This is a genomic window from Klebsiella sp. 4_1_44FAA (assembly GCF_000238715.1).
GTDB classification, from domain to species: Bacteria; Pseudomonadota; Gammaproteobacteria; order Enterobacterales; family Enterobacteriaceae; genus Klebsiella; species Klebsiella pneumoniae.
In genome coordinates this window covers 1-19727 of the sequence record NZ_JH414803.1, presented here as the reverse complement: position 1 = coordinate 19727, position 19727 = coordinate 1, and the positions used below count along the sequence as shown (strand labels likewise).

Here is a 19727-nt window from a genome sequence, read left to right as displayed (position 1 = left end):
CGGCCTTTTGGAGGATAGCCAGCTCCTCGTCACGCTCTGCCAGCTGGCGCTTCAGGCGGGCATTTTCAGCGGCCAGCTCATTTTCCCGTTCGGAAGACGTTTTCTGCTGCTGTAATTTGCTGCGCCAGGTATATAGCTGAGACTCGTAAAGGCTGAGTTCCCGGGCGGCAGCGGCAACGCCGATGCGCTCCGCAAGCTTCAGGGCTTCGCTGCGGAATTCAGGCGAATGCTGTTTACGTGGTTTCTTACTTACGGTTGCTGATTTAGTCATGTGAGATACCTCTGTCTGGGAGTTTACTCACTTAGTCGCGTGTCCACTATTCGCGGGTAGGATCACACCACCAGGGTCATGATCACCGGCCACTGCGACAAATAGCCGACAATTAGCACCATTTCGACACAGTTTACCGCCGCGCTAAATATAAACTGGCGGGCGACGTGCAGGTTGAACATCGGCACCAGCGACATCAGCATCAGCGGATAAACGACGAAAAATACGCCGTACTGCACGTCGTAGAAGGTGGAGATGCTGAGCGCAATGGTCCCGGCCACGGCGATACGCACCGTCTGGCGAAAATCATTCGCCGTGTAGACGATATTGCCGTGCGGGGTAAAGACATGCGCCAGGGTATTAATAGACATAGTGCAACCAGCTCACCAGGTGGATCTGCAGGCCGGCGAAGGTGCGGGCGAAAGGTCCCTCGCTATTGTACAGCTGCACCGTAGCGCGGGCGCCGGTCGGCAGCGGTTTGTCCAGCGGCTGATCCAGCGCGACGTGAATGCGCATCCGCTGGGCGTCGCGCACCCAGCGGGTGGACTGCTCGGGCTGCGACAGCTGGCCGTTCACCGCCTCCTGTCCCGCCAGAATCCCGGCGTCGCTGCTGGTCACGTGCGCCGGGAAGACTTGACCCGGCAGGGCGTCAAAGACCACCGCCGCATCGGTATTCACCGCGGTGTGGCGCAGGCTTTTTTCGCGGAAGTCGGCGACGATGTCAGTGTTGTTGTTAACCAATGCCAGCACAGCCGTCGCCGCGGTGGCGTAGATCCCCGGGTTCAGCTGCAGGTTGCTGACCATGCCGTCAGTTTCCGCACGCACTTTGGTCCAGGCCAGGTTCAGCTGCGCCTCCTCCAGCGCATTGCGGTATTTTTGCAGGGTGACGTTGCGCTTATCGTCGCGCTCGCCGCGCTGGATCAGCAGGTTCTGGATCTGCGCGTTCAGCGCCGAGACCGACTGCTCGCTGGTCTGCCAGGTGGTTCGCACCTTATCGAGGTCGGACTGCGAGACGTTCTGCATCGTACTCAAGCGCTGGTAGCGATCGAGCGTGACCTTATCGTTACGCGCGGTGTACTGCGCGGTGCGCAGGTTGGCGCGGGCGGCGGCGATTTGCGCGTCCAGCTGCTGGTTGCTCAGTTTCGCCTGCTCGAGGGCGATCTGCGCCGCTTCAACTTTATTAATGAATGGCGTTGGGTCGAGCTCATACAGCAGGTCGCCCTTTTTCACCTGGCTGTTGTTGTGCACGTAGACGTGCGAGACATAGCCGGAGACCCGCGACGAAACCGGGGTCACCACGCGCATGACGGTGGAGTCCGGCGTCAGCGGGATCCAGATATCGGCAACGATAAACCAGGCGAATATTCCCAGAAAAGCGGCAATACTCACCCGTACCCAGCGGGCAAATTTTTGTTCAGGCGTCATCATAGTGTGTTAGATCTTGTTATCTTCTTCGCGGATATTCCGCAAACGGCAGGCGATTTGATTTAACGTGGCGCTGAAGGTGGCGAGATCGGCCTCCGGGATGGTCTGGGTTACGCGCTCCTGATAGGTCTCGATCACGCAGCTCAGTTTTTCCAGAATAGCCCGCCCCTCAGCGGTCAGCGTCAGCAGGCGAATGCGTTTGTCATATGGCGATGTGGAACGCACCAGATAGCCCTGCTTTTCCAGTAATGAGAGGGTGCGCATTAGCGGCGGCAGTTCAATGCCCTGCACCTCCGCCAGTTCGCTGACCGAGACGTTGTCTCCCAGCTGATGCAGTTGCATCAGCACCGTCCAGCTGGACTGGGTGAGTCCGGTATCGGTGATAGCGGAGTCAATAATGGCGCGCCACTGGCGCACCACCATAGCCATCCGCATCCCCAGCGGGCGGCGGGCAAACAGTTCGTCTTCAGTCACGGGTCTTCCTCTCATTATTGAGAAGAAAATAATACTTATCAGGGTAAGTATCAAGAAACGGAAGCTCGTGCCGCATCAATTGATAAATTTCGTGAATGTATCCCGGCGGCACTTTGCGCTCACCGGGATAATGAAGAAGGTTTGCCTGTAAAAAACCGCACGTTTTAATTGATCTGGTCCCGACGCAGGCCGATATCTTTCAGCTGTTCGTCGCTCATTTGCTGCAAAACTCTGCGCGTTTGCTCCTGAAGCCACCATTTTTTGATAAACCGCACCAGCAGTACGAAACCGATAAATGGCTGTCTTGCCCTGTTCTCGTGAAATTCCATCCTCTACCTCCTCACCTTGCCAGAGGCTTTATCTTCACGGATTTGGGGGTAAGGAATACAGATTCACAAAACGCTTTTCTTTAACATACAGATTAGCTAAAACGTACACCAGAGCCCAATTTTTACGCCCATCTGTACTGGTTATTCCATCTGTATGGCGGCAATTAAGGATACAGCATGACCCGCTACCAACATCTCGCTACGCTGCTGGCCGAACGCATCGAACAGGGCCTGTATCGCCATGGCGAAAAGCTGCCGTCGGTGCGCAGCCTGAGCCAGGAGCACGGCGTCAGCATCAGCACTGTCCAGCAGGCCTATCAGCTGCTTGAGCAGCAGCAGATGATTGTGCCGCAGCCGCGATCGGGCTATTTCGTCGCCCCGCGCAAAGCCCAGCCGCCGGTGCCGCCGATGTCGCGTCCGGTCCAGCGCCCGGTGGAGATCACCCAGTGGGATCAGGTGCTGACCATGCTTGACGCCCGCTACGATAAATCGATCATCCCCTTCGGCGGCGGCTCGCCGGATGTCACACAGCCAAGCCTGAAGCCCATCTGGCGTGAACTGAGCCGGGCTATCCAGCACAACCTCACTGAGGTGTTGAACTATGACGAGCTGGCCGGGCGTCGCGAGCTACGGGAGCAGATCGCCCGCCTGATGCTCGACGGCGGATCGGTGGTAACTGCCGACGATCTGGTGCTCACCAGCGGCTGCCACAGCGCGCTGTCGCTGGCCCTGCTGTCGGTGTGCCAGCCAGGGGACATCATCGCCGTGGAATCCCCCTGCTACTACGGCACCATGCAGATGCTGCGCGGGCTGGGATTAAAGACCATTGAGATCCCCACCGATCCGGAAACCGGGATCAGCATCGAGGCCCTGGAGCTGGCGCTGGATCAGTGGCCGATCAAAGGGGTGATCCTCGTGCCAAACTGCAATAACCCTCTGGGCTTTATCATGCCGGACGCCCGCAAGCGCGCGGTGCTGAACCTTGCCCAACGCTACGATATCGTTATTTTCGAAGATGATATTTACGGCGAGCTGGCCACCGAATACCCGCGCCCGCGCACGATCCACTCCTGGGATATCGACGGCCGGGTGATGCTCTGCAGCTCCTTTACCAAAACCATCGCCCCCGGGCTGCGTATCGGCTGGATCGCCCCCGGGCGCTACTACGACAAGCTGCTACAGATGAAGTACGCCGCCAGCGGGACCAACGTCCCCTCCACTCAGCTGGCGGCCTGCAATTTTATTCGCGAAGGCCACTACCACCGCCACGTGCGGCGGATGCGGCAGATCTATCAGCGCAATATCGAGATCTACACCTGCTGGCTGCGGGAATTTTTCCCCTGCGGGATCTGCGTCACCCGGCCGAAGGGCGGTTTTATGCTGTGGGTTGAGCTCCCGGAGCAGGTAGATATGGTCTGCGTCGCCAAGCAGCTGTGCCGGCTGAAGATCCAGGTCGCGCCGGGCTCGCTGTTTTCGGCAGCGGGCAAGTATCGCAACTGCGTCAGGATCAACTGCGCCCTGCCGCCGACCGAGAAACATAAAGCGGTGATGGTGAAGCTGGGAGAAGCGGTGAAGGTGGCGATGGAGTGATTAATCATCTCAACTAATAGGACATATATGGAAAACAACTTAAAAAATTTTTTGACAAATGCATTAAGAGTCATTCCGGGATACGATTTCCTGTCGGAAATGTTTATTTTCATTAAACACCCAGAAATATATGATGGTACCCACGAGTATGCTCCACTGGAAAAATCTGGTGCTAACTTATTAAAATCGATGCTCTTCGTCGGTTCATTAATAGCAGCATTCAGTTTTCTTTCCATTAAATCAAGCCCTATAACTAGTTTTAAATTAATATTCAATCAAATCTATTGGTACATTCTTTTGATGATCCAACCTATAAAGTTTGGTGGTTTTTTCTGGTTATGCATGTCTACCGCGACCAGAGTAAGAAAAAATGAGTTGCATAGTGTTTATTTCTTTCAAGTGATTCAAACTTACGCAGTTATTAATATAATAATCTTCGGTAATGCTGTCAACCTGTTGATGACTATTTTAATCTGTAGTCATTCAATCCTTGTAACATCAGGATGATCCTGGTGTCAGTGAAAATACGAAATCAACACGTTGGTATCATTACCATAATCTTCTTCTTATTTTGCATAGCAATCAACAGGATTTTACTTACTGGAGATTTTAACCAACCATTTGGCAACATTGATCTTATGATAGGAAGTATATTGGCATTACTTGCTCTTATACTTATATACAGGCTATTTATAGTTCCATCATTTAATTACTTGTCGATATATTACAACAAAGTAACCAGTTTAATCGTTCTTCTTTTGTCAATTATTATTTCTTATTATTCATCTAGTTATATACGGATAATAGATGAAAAAGAAATTATCAACCCAAAAGAATACTGCGAATTATCTTATATATTAAAATTTTCACCTTCACATATTAATGAAATAAATAAAAGCTTATACCTGAATAAATGTATAAATCTCTTCCCCCAGTAGAGAGCATTATGTAAAACAGAAGATTAGATAACAATATCTGCAAATATAGAATAATTCAGCCACGAGCAGGTCCTGCCCCTTCGGGCAGGCCACGCAAGAGATTAGCCTCCCCCATAGCGCAGAGGACAGCTTCACTCAGCAAAAAACACCATCCCCTTATACGGCTGTTCGCGGCAGGCGGCCAGACGCTGGGCGAGACTGCCGACGTGCAGCTCCAGCTTATGGCCATCGGGATCGAGGAAATAGTGCGAGGCACCTTCGCTACGGTTCAGCTTCCAGATCGCCACGCCGGCAGCCTCAAGGCGGGCGGCGAAGCTAGCAAAATCGGCTTCGCTAATACTAAACGCATAATGGGTGTAGTCGCTCTCTTCCGGCGGAGTAACGCGCCGCTGCGGATCCAGCGACAGGCACAGCCACAAATCGCCGCAGGAGAGATAAGCCCCGCTGTCCCAGCGGGCATGCAGCGTCATGCCCAGCAGCTGCTGATAAAACGCCACGCTCGGCGCCAGCTGGCTGACTGCCAGGGTCAGGTGATTCAGTCCACTCAGCATGTCTGTTCCTCCAGTGAATTCACAATGAACTGACGCAGCCATTGATGCGCCGGGTCGCGGTGCCAGCGCTCGTGCCACAGCATCAGCATCTCAAAGCCGGCGACCGCCAGCGGCGGCTCGACGACCACCAGCCCGCTCTGCCCGCGCACCAGCCGCTCCGGCAGGACCGCCACCAGATCGCTATTGCGCAGGGTCTCCAGCATAAACAGGAAATGTGGCACGGAAAGGACAACCCGCCGCGTCAGTCCGAGGTTAGCCAGCGCGATATCGGTCGCCGCGCTGAAGCCGCCCCCGTCCGGGGAGACGATCACGTGCTCCAGCTGACAGAACGTTTCCAGGCTAAGCCCAGGCCGCAGCGCCGAATGTTCCGCCCGTCCAGCCAGCACGTAGCGTTCGCGAAACAGCAGGCGCTGATGCAGCCCCGGCGGCGCGCCCTCGCGGGTATGAAAGAAGAGATCTACTGTATCGCTGGCCGCCTGCTGCTCCAGCCGCGCCGGCTGTAATTCGAATACCGCCAGCCGACTGCCGGGAGAGGCCTGGCGTAACCCAGCCAGCATCGGCAGGAGGATCGCCGAGGCCATATAGTCCGTCGCCGCCACCCGCCAGGTCTCCGCCGCCGTGGCCGGATCAAAAGGGCTGACCGGCGCCACCGCCTGCTCCAGCGCGGCTAATGCGGCGCGCAGCGGCTGGCGAAGCTCATCGGCGCGGGCGGTGGGCTGCATGCCGCGCGGGCCCGGCATCAGCAGCGGATCGGCGAAAATCTCCCGCAGCCTGGCGAGCTGAATACTCACCGAGGGCTGCGACAGATTCAGCCGCTGCGCCGCCCGGGTAACGTTGTTTTCGCTAAGCAGCACATCCAGGGTGCGCAACAGATTGAGATCCAGACGCTGTAAATTAATCACGACTATACCGGTAATTTAAGTAATTAATTTCTACTATAGCGTCAGCTTTCCTAATCTGCAGCTCTCCATACGCCAGAGGTGATATTATGAAAGTACTGCTGATTTACGCCCATCCGGAACCGCGCTCGCTCAATGGCGCGCTGAAAAATTTCGCCATCCGCCATCTGCAGCAGGCCGGGCATGAAGTGCAGGTTTCCGATCTCTATGCCATGCGCTGGAAGGCCGGATATGACGCCGACGATAGCGGCGCCCCGCCGGTCGGCGAGTTCTGGCGGCCGACCCTCGATTCCAAACAGGCCTTTGCCCAGGGCACCCAAAGTGCGGATATCGTAGCCGAGCAGGAAAAGCTGCTGTGGGCCGATATGGTGATTTTCCAGTTCCCGCTATGGTGGTTCTCGATGCCCGCCATCATGAAGGGCTGGATCGACCGGGTGTACGCCTGGGGCTTTGCCTATGGCGTCGGCGAGCACAGCGACCGCCACTGGGGCGATCGCTACGGGGAAGGCACTTTCGTCGGCAAGCGGGCGATGCTGATCGTCACCGCCGGCGGCTGGGCGGAACACTATTCACCGCGCGGGATCAATGGCCCCATCGACGACATCCTGTTCCCCATTCAGCACGGTATGCTGTTCTACCCCGGCTTTGAGGTGCTTCCCCCGCTGGTGTTCTACCGCACGGATAAAACCGATGCCGGGCAGTTCGCCGATCAGTGCGCCGCCCTGGCCGAGCGGCTGGACACGCTGTGGCAAACCGAGCCCATTCCATTCCGCCGCCAGAATCATGGCGATTATCTGATCCCGTCGCTGACGCTGCGCCCGGAGATGGCGCCGGGGCAAAGCGGCCTGGCGGTGCATTTGCGTAGCGAATAACTGGCTATCCCGTCTTCACCCCCGAGGACGGGTCATTTACCCGGCTCTCTCCAGTCCCAGCATGCCTCGCGCCTGGATAAAGCACAGCAGCAATACGCCCCACAGCGCCATCGTCAGATAGGGGCTGATACCGAGGATATTGAACCCACTCTCAATAATCTGCAGCAGGAACAGCGCGAGCACCATCCCAACGATGCGCCCGCTACCGCCATCCGGATTCACGCCGCCAAGCACCGCCGCGAGGATCGACACCAGCAAATACGATTCCCCATAAGATGCTTTGGCTGAGTTCAGCTTCGACATCATCAGAAACGCAGCCACCGCGCAGAGCAGGGCCGAGATGACATATACCCACATCAACACCCGCCGGGTATTGATCCCGGAATAATGGGTCGCCCGTTCGTTGGATCCGATCAACATGATCGCCCGACCCAGCGGGCTTTTCTCCAGCAGCACCCACAGCCCGGCCGCCACCACCGCAAAAAGCCACATTGGCAGCGGAATACCGAACCACTGGGCGTGATTCAGCCACAGCACCCACTGCGGATAGTTAGCGATGGCGCTGCCGCCGGTGATCAGAATATTTATCCCTTTGAGCAGGGTCATCATGCCAAGGGTAGCCAGGATCGGCGAAACGCGGATCCCGGCGATCAATATCCCGTTGCACAGGCCAATGATCATCGCCGCCCCTCCGCCGGCCAGCAGCGTCGCCAGCGCGGTAGCGCCCCCAGGCGGATAGCTCGTCGCCACCCAGGCCATCACCAGCGAGCAGGCGTTAGCCGTCGCGATAATTGACAAATTAATGCCGCCGCAAAGCATAGTCATGGCCATCGCCAGCGCCAGGATCCCCAGCACCGGCATTTGCGAGGCAATCGACTGGAAATTGCTGACAGACCAGAAGATGTTTGGCATGGCGATGCTAAAGGCGATAACCATCAGCAGCAGCAGGCCGATCAGGTAAAACTCAACGTTATTGCGCCACGATTTTTTCATAACAAGCTCCGGTTCTGATGCTGGCTCCATGCCGTTACGCTGATGCTGACGACGATGATCGCCCCAGTGATCAGGGTCTGCCAGTAGGAGGAGACCCCTAGCAGGTTCAGGCCGTTCTGCATCACCGCCAGTAAAATCACCCCCAGCAGCGTACCGGTGAGAGTTCCGCGCCCGCCAATCAGGCTGGTGCCGCCCAGCACCACCGCCGCCAGCACCGTCAGCTCATAGCCCAGCAGTGAATCCGGCGCAACGGTCATCACTGTCCACGCCTGCACGACACCTGCGGCCCCCGACATTAGTCCCATATAGCCATAAACGAACAGCTGCAGGCGGAGCACGCTGAAGCCGACGCGGCTGGCGGATTCCCGGTTGCCGCCCATGGCATAGATCTTGCGGCCAACGGTGGTGAAATTCATGATAAACGCGGTCAACAGCACCACGGCGATCATCGTCAGCAGCGGCAGCCCCAGGCCGTAATCGTAACCATCGGCATCGGTATATTTGAACAGCATAACCCCCTTTTCAAACCACGGAGGGAAGTCGTAGAGCCAGACACCTTTGCTTAACCACAGCAGCAAACCGTAGAAAATGTTGAGCGTAGAAATGGTGATAATGATCGAGGGCACCCGCAGACGATTAACCAACAGCGCGTTCACCAGCCCCAGCAGCACGCCGATGCCGCCGGCAAGCACAAAAGCCACCGCGAAGTTGCCGCCTACTTTTTGCAGCATCACCACCATGCCGTACTGGGCGATAATGGTCATAGCCGGGAAGGAGATATCAATCCCGCCGGCGATCAGCACCACGAACAGACCACAGGCGAGAATGGTCAGCATCGCATAGTTATTAGCGAGGTCGTAAAGATTGCCGAAAGTGAAAAATTCCTCACTGCGCCAGCCCAGCAGCAGGCACAGCGCAATAATGAACATGCCTAACCAGAATTCATGTCGTTTCAACAGATTAGCCATTGACCACCTCCGCTATCTGCTGCTGGGTACTGCTGTCCGGCAGGAAGCTATGGGTCAACTCGCCCTGCTTCATCACCAGGATGCGATGACTCTGGTACCACGCCTCTTCAATCTCGTCGCAAATCATCAGCACGGCGATACCATGGGCAGCCAAATCGCTGATGATATGATAGATCCCGGCTTTGTTTGCGATATCCACCCCCACGGTTGGGCTATCAAGGATCAGCAGCTTAGGAGAGATCGCCAGCCATTTGGCGATAGAAACGCGCTGGGCATTACCACCGGAGAGGGTATTCACCGGCAGATGCGTATCCGGCGCCTTAATGGTCAACGCGTTGACCATTCTTGCGACCAGCTGCTGAGCTTTACTATCACTCAATAGTCCGCAAGCGCCTTTCACTTTATGAAACACGGTGCTGATAATGTTGTTTTCAATCGACTGACTCATCACCAGGCCGCGCGACATACGGTCCTCGGAGACATAGCCGATACCGTGGCGGATAGCGTCCTGATTGCTACGCAACCGCACCGGCTGGCCATTTATCAGGATCTCGCCGCTGTCAGGGCGGGTCATGCCGAAAAGGCTCAGGCACAGCTCTGTTCGCCCGGCGCCCAACAGGCCGACTATCGACACCACTTCTCCGGCTTCGACCTTCAGGGAGACGTTATGATATTCCCCCTTGCGGCTGAGATTGCGCACCTCCAGCACCGGCGTACTGCCCTGCCCCTGCCACAGATCGCGCACCTGAAAGTCAAACTCCTGGCCCGTCATCAGAAAACCGAGCCGGCGGGTGGTTACCTCTGCCGCCGGCAAGGTGCCGACCAGATTGCCATCCTTCAGCACGCTGATGCGGTCCGATACGGCCATGACCTCTTCCAGACGGTGGCTTACGAAGACGATGCAGATCCCCCTCTCACGCAGCTGGCGCACCACATGCAATAGTCCCTCCACTTCCTGATGGGTCAATGAGGCCGTGGGTTCATCCATAATGATAAGCCGGGCATCCTGCGCCAGCGCGCGGCAGATAGCCACCAGCTGACAGCGAGCGATGGAGAGCGATTCCACGGCGGCATCCAGCGGCAGCGAGACGTTAATACTGCGCATCGCCTGCTCCGCACTGCGTCGCAGTTCGCTGCGCCTCACCAGCACGCCGCGATGATAGTGGTTTATAGCAATGTTCTCCCACACGCTGAGATTGGGAAACAGCGACAGATCCTGATAAATCACCTGGATCCCATGGGCGACAGAGGCCGCTGGCGTCAGTTTGGGCCACGTCTTGCCGCCCAGCGTCATCGCTGCGCCCTCATCCGGGCGATAGACGCCAGAGATAATTTTGATCAACGTCGACTTCCCGCAACCGTTCTGCCCGGCCAGGCAGTGCACTTCTCCGGGCATAAAGTCGATGCTGATATCATTGAGCGCGCGGTTGGCGTGGAAGGTTTTGCTGACGTGTCGAAGGGAAAGGAAAGGTTCCATAGCATCCCCTGGCTGGTTAAGCCGGGGCGGCTGGCGCCCCGGAAGGTGGATTAATAGAGCGAATCAATATTGTCTTTATTTACCAGCAGCACTTTATGGAAGCGGATAATATGCTTGTCGCTATCGACCTCCGCTTTACCGAGCTCTTTCAGTTCAAATCCCGGCTCAATGGTTTTGCCGTTCAGCAGGGTGCTGGCGACGGCCGCGAGGGCATAGCCGGCTGTCGCCGGATCGTAGGTGATCCCTTCGGTAATATCGCCGCTCTTAATAAGAGAGGCCGCCTGCGAGGGGATCATCATCCCGTAGACCGCGACTTTATTTTTCGCACGCTTCTCTTTCACCGCGCGCCCCGCGCCAATCGGGCCATTCGAACCAAAAGAGACCACCGCTTTCAGATCCGGGTAAGTTTTCATCAGATCGAGCGTGGTACGGCGGGAATCATCAACACTTTCCGCCACCGGCATTCGGCGGGTGACTTCATGCATGTCCGGGTAATGTTCTTTTTGGTATTTCACCAGCAGATCGGCCCACAGGTTGTGCTGCGGTACCGTAAGGCTACCGACATAGATAACGTAGCCGCCTTTGCCACCCATCCGCTTGGCCATATGCTCCACGTATTCAGCAGCGAACTTCTCGTTATCGATTATCTCCACATCCCAGTTGGCGCTCGGCTGCCCGGGCGATTCGTTGGTCAGTACCACGATGCCGGCGTCACGGGCTTTTTTGAATACCGGCTCCAGCACGTTGGCATCGTTAGGCACGATAGTGATGGCATCCACTTTACGTGCAATCAGGTCCTCAATAATTTTCACCTGCTGCGGCGCATCGGTGCTGGACGGCCCTACCTGGGAGGCGTTGAGGTTAAACTCTTTCCCGGCCTGGACTACCCCTTCACCCATCCGGTTAAACCATGGCATGCCGTCCACTTTTGAAATATTGACTACGGTTTTTTCCGCCGCATATACCGGCGCGGAAATAAGCGCAGCCCCCAACAGCAAGGATGAAAAAATATTAACGACCAGACGTTTATGCATAATAATTAGCCTCAATACGTTGTAGTCAGACAGGGGTATGACGCAAAGCGGAAAAATAGATGGAAATTGTAATAATGTTAATAATTTAGAAGAGAATAAACACAAGCTGTAACAGCAGACAGGTAATATTCAGCTATAAATATGGATAATAATACTATAATCCTGTGGCGTGAGCTTTTTCACAAAAAAAATGCAACATAGTTTGTTGTTCCAGAATAATGTTCGGGTCGCAGAGAAAATATATTTTTCCCGCTTCGTTATTTACCGAAAAACAATCACATAAATAACATCAGGAAAAGTATGTGATTTTTGATTGCGCCTCCAGCCCCTTCCGTGGCAGGATACTCCCTATGAACAGAAACGCGATCGTGACCTATCCCCGCCGTTGGTGGCTGCCTGCATAACAGGCGGCACGATACACGTTTCCATTTTCAAAGCCGCCGGAAGGCGGCTTTGGTGTTTTCAGGACGTCTTTCGGCTGAACAGTCTGATAAGGAGTCCCTGATGAACCATCCACAAACCATCCTCACCGGCGACCGCCCGACCGGCCAACTTCATCTTGGCCACTACGTCGGCTCGCTGCGCCAGCGCGTCGCGCTGCAGCATAACCACCAGCAATTTATCCTGATCGCCGACCTGCAAGGGCTCACGGACAACGGCAGCAATCCGCAAAAAATCAGCCACCATATCCTCGAAGTCATGGCCGATTATCTGGCCGTCGGCATCGACCCCAGGCTCACCACTATTTGCCTGCAGTCCGCCCTGCCGGCGCTGGCGGAGCTCAGCGCGCTGTATATGAATATCGTCACCGTCGCCCGCGTGGAACGTAATCCGACGGTCAAAAATGAGATTGCCCAAAAGGGATTCGCCCGCTCGCTACCGGTGGGTTTTCTTGCCTATCCGATTAGCCAGGCGGCCGATATCACCGCCTTCAAAGCCGAGCTGGTGCCGGTGGGCGACGATCAGCTACCGATGATTGAGCAGACCAACGAGATCGTCCACAAGATGAATAGCCTCACCGGCGAGCCGGTGCTGCGCCACTGCAAGGCGCTACTCAGCGAAGTGAGCCGCCTGCCGGGCGTCGATGGCAACGCCAAAATGTCGAAATCGCTGGGCAATACGCTGACGTTATCGGCCAGTGAAGAGGAGATCCACCGCGCGGTCAGCGCGATGTATACCGACCCGACGCACCTGAGAGTCAGCGATCCGGGGCATGTCGAGGGCAACGTGGTGTTCACCTATCTCGACGCTTTCTATAGCGATAAGGCGCTGGTGGCAGAGATGAAAGCCCACTATCAGCGCGGCGGGCTGGGCGATCGCCAGTGTAAGAATGAGCTGGAGACCTGCTTGCAGACGCTACTGGCGCCGATCCGCGAACGCAGGGCCACTTTTATTCAGGATAAAGGGATGCTGCTGGAGCTGCTGCGCCAGGGCAGCGAACGCGCCCACCACCTCACACAGCAGACGCTGCATGAGGTGAAGCGTGGGCTGGGTCTGCCGGTGCTGTTCTGAGATGGTGAAATACTCCCTGTGCGGATAATTTTGTTAACACGCCGACAAGACCCTGTCTTTCGTATGGACAATATCGCCCCGGCTGTTACTATCGCGTTAACGGTAGCTCTCACTATGCGTGTTTCATTAAGGCCAGGATCGCTGATGATGACCACATAAGTAGCCCAGCGAGCGGCTGCGCATCGGCGCGGCAGAGCGCGGCGTCAGCGGCCCTCCCTCCACATTTTCGTCCTTCGCAAGAAGGACGCTCCGCCCGCCGGAGGAAACACGCGCACCACTCAGCACAGGGAATCAAGCGAGTCGCGTATGGACAAAATAAAGAAACGTTGGGCAGGGTATTTTGTCGGCTTACTGGTGGTACTCGCCGCCGCCGCATGGTGGCTGCTGCGCCCGCCGGGACTCCCGGCGGGGTTTGCCAGCAGCAACGGCCGAATCGAAGCCACCGAAGTTGATATTGCCAGTAAAATCGCCGGGCGTATCGACACCATTCTGGTCAAAGAGGGTCAGTTCGTGCACCAGGGAGAGGTGCTGGCGAGAATGGATACCCGGGTACTGAACGAGCAGCGTCTTGAAGCCGCCGCGCAAATCAAGGAAGCGGAAAGCGCGGTCCTGGCCGCCAGAGCCTTGCTCGATCAGCGACAAAGTGAAATGCGCGCCAGCGAAGCGGTAGTGAAGCAGCGCCAGGCGGAGCTGGATTCCACGGCGAAACGCCATGTTCGCTCCAACACCCTCTCCCAGCGTGGCGCCGTCTCCGCCCAGCAGCTGGATGACGATCGCGCGGCCGCAGAGAGCGCCCGCGCGGCGCTGGAATCGGCGAAAGCCCAGGTCTCCGCCGCCCGCGCCGCCATCGAAGCTGCCCGCACCAGCATTATTCAGGCGCAAACCCGCGTCGAAGCCGCCCAGGCGACCGAGCGGCGGATCCTCGCCGATATTGACGATAGCGAGCTGAAAGCCCCCCGCGACGGCCGCATTCAGTATCGCGTCGCTGAGCCAGGCGAAGTCCTGGCCGCCGGTGGCCGGGTACTGAACATGGTCGATCTCGCCGATGTCTATATGACCTTTTTTCTGCCCACCGAACAGGCAGGTCTGCTGGCGCTCGGCAGCGAAGCGCGCTTGGTCCTTGATGCCGCGCCGGATCTGGTGATCCCGGCCAATATCAGCTTTGTCGCCAGCGTCGCCCAGTTCACGCCGAAAACGGTCGAGACCAGCGACGAGCGCCTTAAGCTAATGTTCCGCGTCAAAGCGCGTATCCCGCCGGAGCTGCTGGCGCAGCACCTGGAGTATGTCAAAACCGGCCTGCCCGGTATGGCTTACGTACGGCTGGATAAACAACAACCCTGGCCTGAAGCCCTGGCGGTGAGGTTGCCGCAATGAAACTAACGCCGCAGGATACCTCGCCCCCCGTCGCCCTGCTGGAACATGTTGGTCAGCAGTTTGGCGCCACCATCGCGCTGCGCGATATCAGTCTGGCGATCCCGGCACGGCGTATGGTTGGCCTGATTGGCCCGGACGGCGTCGGCAAATCGAGCCTGCTTTCGCTGATCGCCGGGGCGCGGACCATCGAGCAGGGGAACGTGATGGTGCTTGGCGGCGATATGCGCGATATGCATCACCGCCGCGAGGTGTGTCCGAAAATCGCGTGGATGCCGCAGGGGCTGGGGAAAAACCTCTATCACACTCTCTCGGTGTATGAAAACGTCGACTTCTTCGCCCGCCTGTTCGGCCACGATAAAGCCGAGCGCGAACTGCGCATCAACGAGCTGCTGCAGAGTACCGGGCTGGCGCCGTTTCGCGATCGCCCCGCCGGAAAACTCTCCGGTGGGATGAAGCAAAAGCTCGGCCTGTGCTGCGCGCTGATCCACGATCCGCAGCTGCTGATCCTTGATGAACCGACCACCGGCGTCGATCCCCTCTCCCGGGCGCAGTTCTGGGAGCTTATCGACAATATTCGTCAGCGCCAGCCGGCGATGAGCGTGCTGGTGGCCACCGCCTACATGGAAGAGGCCGAGCGCTTTGACTGGCTGGTGGCGATGAACGCCGGCGAGGTGCTGGCGACCGGCAGCGCCGCAGAGCTCAAAGCCCAGACCGGCAGCCAGACCCTGGAGCAGGCGTTTATCGCCCTGCTGCCAGAAGCACAGCGTCAGGCGCATAGGGCGGTAGTTATCCCACCGCGCGGCAGCCGTGAGGAAGAGATCGCCATCGAAGCGCGCGGCCTGACCATGCGCTTTGGCAACTTTGTTGCCGTCGACCACGTTAATTTCCGCATCGCCCGCGGTGAAATCTTCGGCTTCCTCGGCTCCAACGGCTGCGGCAAATCCACCACCATGAAGATGCTCACCGGCCTGCTGCCCGCCAGCGAAGGTGAAGCCTGGCTGTTCGGCCAGCCGGTCGACCCGAAGGATATCGCCACCCGCCAGCGGGTGGGCTATATGTCGCAGGCCTTCTCGCTCTATAGCGAACTGACCGTCCGGCAAAACCTCGAGCTGCACGCCCGCCTGTTCCATATTCCGGACGGCGAAATCCCCGGCCGGGTGGCGGAAATGTGCGAGCGCTTTATGCTGACCGAGGTTGAAGACGCGCTTCCCGCCGATCTGCCGCTGGGGATCCGTCAGCGCCTGTCGTTAGCGGTGGCGGTCATCCATCGCCCGGAGATGCTGATCCTCGACGAGCCGACCTCCGGCGTCGACCCGGTGGCGCGGGATATGTTCTGGCAGCTGATGGTAGACCTCGCGCGGCAGGATCAGGTGACCATTTTTATCTCCACCCACTTTATGAATGAGGCGGAACGCTGCGATCGTATCTCCCTGATGCACGCCGGCAAAGTGCTGGCCAGCGATACGCCGCAGGCGCTGGTCGAGCAGCGCGGTTCAAACAGCCTGGAAGAGGCGTTTATCACCTGGCTTAAAGAGGCCCAGCCGTCCTCTCCAGTACCAGAAGAACCCACGTCTGCTGTGGCATCGCATTCCGGACATACGGCTCCACGGCAGGCCTTCAGTCTTCGCCGGCTGTTTAGCTATAGCCGCCGCGAGGCGCTGGAGCTGCGCCGCGATCCGGTACGATCGACGCTGGCGCTGCTGGGGACGGTGATCCTGATGTTTATCATGGGGTATGGGATCAGCATGGACGTTGAGGATCTGCGCTTTGCCGTCCTCGACCACGATCAAACCCTCAGCAGCCAGGGCTGGTCGCAGAATCTCGCTGGCTCACGCTACTTTATCGAACAGGCGCCGCTGCACAGCTATGACGAACTGGACCGCCGGATGCGCGACGGCGAGCTGGCGGTGGCGATAGAGATCCCGCCGAACTTTGGTCGCGATATCGCCCGCGGCACGCCGGTGCAAATCGGCGTGTGGGTGGACGGCGCGATGCCCAACCGCGCGGAAACCGTGCGCGGCTACGTACAGGCGATGCATCTGGCCTGGCTGCAGGAGATGGCCGGCCGGCAGAGCAGCCCGCAGCGCGATACCTCGCTCATCTCCATCGAGACCCGCTATCGCTACAATCCAGATGTGAAGAGCCTGCCGGCCATCGTCCCGGCGGTGATCCCGCTGCTGCTGATGATGATCCCGGCGATGCTCAGCGCCCTGAGCGTAGTGCGTGAGAAAGAGCTCGGATCGATTATCAACTTGTACGTGACGCCAACCACCCGCAGCGAATTCCTGCTCGGCAAGCAGCTGCCTTACATCGTACTGGGGATGTTTAACTTCTTCCTGCTGTGCGCGCTGTCGGTCTTTGTCTTTGGCGTCGCGCATAAGGGGAGTTTCCTGACGCTGACCCTGGCGGCGCTGCTGTATGTCACCATCGCCACTGGTCTGGGGCTGCTGATCTCAACCTTTATGAAGAGCCAAATCGCCGCTATTTTCGGTACCGCGATTATTACGCTGATCCCGGCAACCCAGTTTTCCGGAATGATCGATCCGGTGGCCTCGCTGGAAGGTCCCGGACGCTGGATTGGGCAAATCTACCCGACCAGCCACTTCCTGACTATCGCCCGCGGGACCTTTTCCAAAGCGCTGAATATTAGCGATTTGTGGGGCTCATTCATTCCGCTACTGATTGCGGTGCCGCTGGTGCTCGGGTTGAGCGTGCTGCTGCTGAAGAAACAGGAGGGATGATGCGCGGATTACGCAATATTTATAATCTTGGCGTCAAAGAGCTGCGCAGCCTGCTCGGTGATAAAGCGATGCTGGTGCTGATCGTGTTTGCGTTTACCGTGTCGGTGTACTCCTCGGCCACGGTGATGCCCGGTTCGCTGCACCTGGCGCCGATCGCGGTTGCTGATATGGATAAATCACAGCTCTCATCACGCATTATTAACGCTTTTTACCGTCCCTGGTTTCTTGAGCCGGAGCTGATCACCGCTGATGAGATGGACGCCGGGCTGGATGCCGGGCGCTACACGTTCGCCATCAACATCCCGCCTAACTTCCAGCGCGATGTACTGGCCGGTCGGCAGCCGGAAATCCAGGTCAATGTCGACGCCACGCGCATGAGTCAGGCCTTTACCGGCAACGGTTACATCCAGAATATTATCACCGGCGAAGTAAACAGTTTTGTCGCCCGCTATCGGGATAACAGCGTGCTGCCGGTAGAGCTGGCGGTAAGGATGCGTTTTAATCCTAACCTTGAGCAGGAGCGCTTTGGCGCGGTGATGGCGATCATCAACAATATCACCATGCTGGCCATTGTCCTCACCGGTTCGGCGCTGATCCGCGAGCGGGAACATGGCACCATTGAGCATCTGCTGGTGATGCCGGTCACGCCGTTTGAAATTATGCTGGCCAAGATCTGGTCGATGGGCCTGGTGGTGCTGGTGGTGTCCGGGCTGTCGCTGGTGCTGATGGTGCAGGGGATTTTGCAGGTACCCATTGAGGGATCGGTTCCACTGTTTATGCTGGGGGTGGCGCTCAGCCTGTTCGCCACTACCTCGATCGGCATTTTTATGGGCACCCTCGCCCGCTCGATGCCGCAGCTGGGGCTGCTGATGATCCTGGTCTTACTGCCGCTGCAGATGCTCTCCGGCGGATCCACGCCGCGAGAAAGTATGCCGCAGCTGGTACAGGATATTATGTTGACCATGCCGACCACCCACTTCGTCAGCCTGGCGCAGGCGATATTGTATCGAGGCGCCAGCTTCGCCATCGTCTGGCCGCAGTTCTTAACCTTGCTGGCTATCGGCGGAGTGTTCTTTACTATCGCGTTGCTGCGTTTTCGTAAGACTATTGGTGAGATGGCATAAAGGCTTAAGAAGGGCCGTCGACTTACGGCGGCCGAATGGTTTATTTATGGCGATTCATAAAGCGACGTAAACCCCAGGTGAAGGCCATCGCCATACTGAAGAGAATGAACAGCAACACCACCCAGCTGATGGAGATGCGCAGCAGCGTGCCGGGGGTCATAAACGGCTGCAGATACACGGTGAAGGACTGGGCGGGTGATTTTCCCAGCAGTTCATAAACGTTATCGGTGAGCCACACGCCGACCCGGCAGAACAACCAGATAATCGCTGGCCAGCAGAGCAGCACCAGAAAGGTAAAGCGCTCCTGAATGTAAGTGAAGAGCTGGCGCAATGGCAACCAGTTAAGCAGGATTTTCATTTCTATTCTCATTTGCCAGCCGAGAACCTGCATATGTTTCGCAAGGTATTTCGGGCAGCATCCATACAGGCAATCATCCCCCTTTGTATATCAAATTTGCTGCCATATAAACCAGATCAAGTTAACAAAGTGTTAATGATAAAGCTCATTTAGACAAAAACAGGGAAGAAGCATACCGTTCGCCACAATACATCCGGAAGCGAAGTATCCAGTCACGGAAATATTTTTTCTGAAGCGTAAACGCGTTATTTTGTGGGAGGAAGAGGCCGCATCATTATTTTACCGGAGCACAATATAATGGCGCTGAAATAAAGAAATAATATTAATCGTAGCTGCTGATAATTATTTTCCGACTTGTATCATCCGGTAAATTCACTATCCGGTTGACCATGCCACAAGCATTCGTCACGCTATTTTGCGAAGCAATAAAGGCGGTGCTGCGCACTTTGTCCGGGGTACGGTTTTGTAGCCCCGGTAAGCGCAGCGCCACCGGGGAGACATACCGGCACGCTGGCCGGACGACAGAAACGCAAAAAGCCCATCCGACAGGATGGGCTCTTCACTTGTTTGATGCCTGGCAGTTTATGGCGGGCGTCCTGCCCGCCACCCTCCGGGCCGTTGCTGCGCAACGTTCAAATCCGCTCCCGGCGGATTTGTCCTACTCTGGAGAGCGCTCACCGACAAACAACAGATAAAACAAAAAGCCCGGTCTTTCGACCGGGCTTTCTGCTTTATTGATGCCTGGCAGTTCCCTACTCTCACATGGGGAGACCCCACACTACCATCGGCGCTACGGC

General features: G+C 57.0%; 18 protein-coding genes and 1 pseudogene. 7 read left to right on the top strand and 12 right to left on the bottom strand.

All coding sequences use genetic code 11. The features are described 5' to 3' along the window. The 5 genes and pseudogenes from HMPREF1024_RS08190 to HMPREF1024_RS08210 all read right to left on the bottom strand — a co-directional run. Positions 1–271, bottom strand: a 271-nt coding sequence (locus HMPREF1024_RS08190) for an IS3 family transposase (RefSeq protein WP_009309143.1), incomplete at its 3' end; no start/stop codon positions are given. Positions 272–336: 65 nt separating this feature from the next. Continuing rightward, positions 337–642: pseudogene (locus tag HMPREF1024_RS08195) on the bottom strand (DUF2955 domain-containing protein); the annotation flags it as partial. Beyond that, positions 632–1699 (bottom strand): HlyD family secretion protein, encoded by a 1068-nt coding sequence (locus HMPREF1024_RS08200; protein ID WP_002887394.1) that lies wholly within the window; start codon positions 1697–1699, stop codon positions 632–634. The pseudogene HMPREF1024_RS08195 and the gene HMPREF1024_RS08200, both read right to left, overlap by 11 nt. Positions 1700–1705: 6 nt before the next feature. After that, positions 1706–2170, bottom strand: a complete 465-nt coding sequence (locus HMPREF1024_RS08205; protein ID WP_004177547.1) for a MarR family winged helix-turn-helix transcriptional regulator — start codon at positions 2168–2170, stop codon at positions 1706–1708. Between the two features lie 164 nt (positions 2171–2334). Beyond that, positions 2335–2499: a DUF1127 domain-containing protein gene (locus HMPREF1024_RS08210; protein ID WP_002887388.1), complete on the bottom strand. Its 165-nt coding sequence runs from the start codon at positions 2497–2499 to the stop codon at positions 2335–2337. 177 nt (positions 2500–2676) lie between these two features. Between HMPREF1024_RS08210 and HMPREF1024_RS08215 the strand changes: the two genes are divergently transcribed. Both HMPREF1024_RS08215 and HMPREF1024_RS08220 read left to right on the top strand, forming a co-directional pair. Continuing rightward, on the top strand, positions 2677–4089 hold the full coding sequence (locus HMPREF1024_RS08215; RefSeq protein ID WP_002887384.1) for a PLP-dependent aminotransferase family protein: 1413 nt from the start codon (positions 2677–2679) through the stop codon (positions 4087–4089). Between the two features lie 27 nt (positions 4090–4116). Further along, positions 4117–4596 carry a hypothetical protein gene (locus tag HMPREF1024_RS08220; RefSeq protein ID WP_009309141.1) on the top strand — a complete coding sequence of 160 codons (480 nt, stop codon included), beginning with the start codon at positions 4117–4119 and terminating at the stop codon, positions 4594–4596. A 562-nt stretch (positions 4597–5158) separates the two neighbouring features. Here HMPREF1024_RS08220 and HMPREF1024_RS08225 read toward each other — a convergent pair. Both HMPREF1024_RS08225 and HMPREF1024_RS08230 read right to left on the bottom strand, forming a co-directional pair. Further along, complete coding sequence (locus tag HMPREF1024_RS08225) at positions 5159–5578, bottom strand: fosfomycin resistance glutathione transferase FosA10 (RefSeq protein WP_004214174.1); 420 nt, start codon at positions 5576–5578, stop codon at positions 5159–5161. Continuing rightward, positions 5572–6480, bottom strand: coding sequence for a LysR family transcriptional regulator (locus HMPREF1024_RS08230; protein ID WP_004182820.1), 909 nt, complete (start codon positions 6478–6480; stop codon positions 5572–5574). Before HMPREF1024_RS08230 ends, HMPREF1024_RS08225 begins: the two co-directional genes overlap by 7 nt. An 86-nt stretch (positions 6481–6566) precedes the next feature. Here HMPREF1024_RS08230 and HMPREF1024_RS08235 point away from each other — a divergent pair, with 86 nt between their 5' ends. Next, positions 6567–7349: an NAD(P)H-dependent oxidoreductase gene (locus tag HMPREF1024_RS08235; RefSeq protein ID WP_009309140.1), complete on the top strand. Its 783-nt coding sequence runs from the start codon at positions 6567–6569 to the stop codon at positions 7347–7349. A 36-nt stretch (positions 7350–7385) separates the two neighbouring features. Here the strand turns inward: HMPREF1024_RS08235 and HMPREF1024_RS08240 are convergent, their stop codons facing one another. From HMPREF1024_RS08240 to HMPREF1024_RS08255, 4 genes are read right to left on the bottom strand one after another with little or no spacing between them, the layout of a single operon-like run. Further along, complete coding sequence (locus HMPREF1024_RS08240) at positions 7386–8342, bottom strand: ABC transporter permease (protein WP_002887352.1); 957 nt, start codon at positions 8340–8342, stop codon at positions 7386–7388. Beyond that, positions 8339–9310, bottom strand: coding sequence for an ABC transporter permease (locus HMPREF1024_RS08245; protein WP_004177551.1), 972 nt, complete (start codon positions 9308–9310; stop codon positions 8339–8341). The genes HMPREF1024_RS08240 and HMPREF1024_RS08245 overlap by 4 nt, the downstream gene beginning before the upstream one ends. After that, entirely contained in the window at positions 9303–10787 is a 1485-nt protein-coding gene (locus tag HMPREF1024_RS08250; protein WP_009309139.1) for a sugar ABC transporter ATP-binding protein, read from the bottom strand. Before HMPREF1024_RS08250 ends, HMPREF1024_RS08245 begins: the two co-directional genes overlap by 8 nt. Positions 10788–10837: 50 nt before the next feature. Then, positions 10838–11821 carry an autoinducer 2 ABC transporter substrate-binding protein gene (locus HMPREF1024_RS08255; RefSeq protein WP_002887349.1) on the bottom strand — a complete coding sequence of 328 codons (984 nt, stop codon included), beginning with the start codon at positions 11819–11821 and terminating at the stop codon, positions 10838–10840. Positions 11822–12325: 504 nt separating this feature from the next. Between HMPREF1024_RS08255 and trpS the strand changes: the two genes are divergently transcribed. The 4 genes from trpS (at position 12326) to HMPREF1024_RS08275 (ending at position 18572) form a co-directional block, all read left to right on the top strand. Further along, the gene (gene trpS, locus HMPREF1024_RS08260) at positions 12326–13333 is read left to right on the top strand and encodes a tryptophan--tRNA ligase (RefSeq protein ID WP_009309138.1); all 1008 of its coding nucleotides are present in this window, start codon (positions 12326–12328) and stop codon (positions 13331–13333) included. Between the two features lie 306 nt (positions 13334–13639). Then, the gene (locus HMPREF1024_RS08265; protein WP_004152412.1) at positions 13640–14707 is read left to right on the top strand and encodes an HlyD family secretion protein; all 1068 of its coding nucleotides are present in this window, start codon (positions 13640–13642) and stop codon (positions 14705–14707) included. Continuing rightward, complete coding sequence (rbbA, locus tag HMPREF1024_RS08270; protein ID WP_009309137.1) at positions 14704–17448, top strand: ribosome-associated ATPase/putative transporter RbbA; 2745 nt, start codon at positions 14704–14706, stop codon at positions 17446–17448. Before HMPREF1024_RS08265 ends, rbbA begins: the two co-directional genes overlap by 4 nt. Continuing rightward, positions 17448–18572: an ABC transporter permease gene (locus tag HMPREF1024_RS08275; RefSeq protein WP_009309136.1), complete on the top strand. Its 1125-nt coding sequence runs from the start codon at positions 17448–17450 to the stop codon at positions 18570–18572. The genes rbbA and HMPREF1024_RS08275 overlap by 1 nt, the downstream gene beginning before the upstream one ends. Positions 18573–18612: 40 nt before the next feature. On the opposite strand, the gene HMPREF1024_RS08280 is transcribed toward HMPREF1024_RS08275, so the two are convergent. After that, positions 18613–18930, bottom strand: coding sequence for a hypothetical protein (locus HMPREF1024_RS08280; RefSeq protein WP_004178464.1), 318 nt, complete (start codon positions 18928–18930; stop codon positions 18613–18615). Between the last annotated feature and the right edge of the window lie 797 nt (positions 18931–19727).

What these genes read in the sequence shown, in the direction of transcription:
- HMPREF1024_RS08200 (WP_002887394.1), bottom strand. Translation starts at nt 1,699, where the DNA reads ATGATGACGCCTGAACAAAAATTTGCCCGCTGGGTACGGGTGAGTATT.
- HMPREF1024_RS08210 (WP_002887388.1), bottom strand. Translation starts at nt 2,499, where the DNA reads ATGGAATTTCACGAGAACAGGGCAAGACAGCCATTTATCGGTTTCGTA.
- HMPREF1024_RS08215 (WP_002887384.1), top strand. Translation starts at nt 2,677, where the DNA reads ATGACCCGCTACCAACATCTCGCTACGCTGCTGGCCGAACGCATCGAA.
- HMPREF1024_RS08220 (WP_009309141.1), top strand. Translation starts at nt 4,117, where the DNA reads ATGGAAAACAACTTAAAAAATTTTTTGACAAATGCATTAAGAGTCATT.
- HMPREF1024_RS08225 (WP_004214174.1), bottom strand. Translation starts at nt 5,578, where the DNA reads ATGCTGAGTGGACTGAATCACCTGACCCTGGCAGTCAGCCAGCTGGCG.
- HMPREF1024_RS08235 (WP_009309140.1), top strand. Translation starts at nt 6,567, where the DNA reads ATGAAAGTACTGCTGATTTACGCCCATCCGGAACCGCGCTCGCTCAAT.
- HMPREF1024_RS08240 (WP_002887352.1), bottom strand. Translation starts at nt 8,342, where the DNA reads ATGAAAAAATCGTGGCGCAATAACGTTGAGTTTTACCTGATCGGCCTG.
- HMPREF1024_RS08245 (WP_004177551.1), bottom strand. Translation starts at nt 9,310, where the DNA reads ATGGCTAATCTGTTGAAACGACATGAATTCTGGTTAGGCATGTTCATT.
- HMPREF1024_RS08250 (WP_009309139.1), bottom strand. Translation starts at nt 10,787, where the DNA reads ATGGAACCTTTCCTTTCCCTTCGACACGTCAGCAAAACCTTCCACGCC.
- HMPREF1024_RS08255 (WP_002887349.1), bottom strand. Translation starts at nt 11,821, where the DNA reads ATGCATAAACGTCTGGTCGTTAATATTTTTTCATCCTTGCTGTTGGGG.
- trpS (WP_009309138.1), top strand. Translation starts at nt 12,326, where the DNA reads ATGAACCATCCACAAACCATCCTCACCGGCGACCGCCCGACCGGCCAA.
- HMPREF1024_RS08265 (WP_004152412.1), top strand. Translation starts at nt 13,640, where the DNA reads ATGGACAAAATAAAGAAACGTTGGGCAGGGTATTTTGTCGGCTTACTG.
- rbbA (WP_009309137.1), top strand. Translation starts at nt 14,704, where the DNA reads ATGAAACTAACGCCGCAGGATACCTCGCCCCCCGTCGCCCTGCTGGAA.
- HMPREF1024_RS08275 (WP_009309136.1), top strand. Translation starts at nt 17,448, where the DNA reads ATGCGCGGATTACGCAATATTTATAATCTTGGCGTCAAAGAGCTGCGC.
- HMPREF1024_RS08280 (WP_004178464.1), bottom strand. Translation starts at nt 18,930, where the DNA reads ATGAAAATCCTGCTTAACTGGTTGCCATTGCGCCAGCTCTTCACTTAC.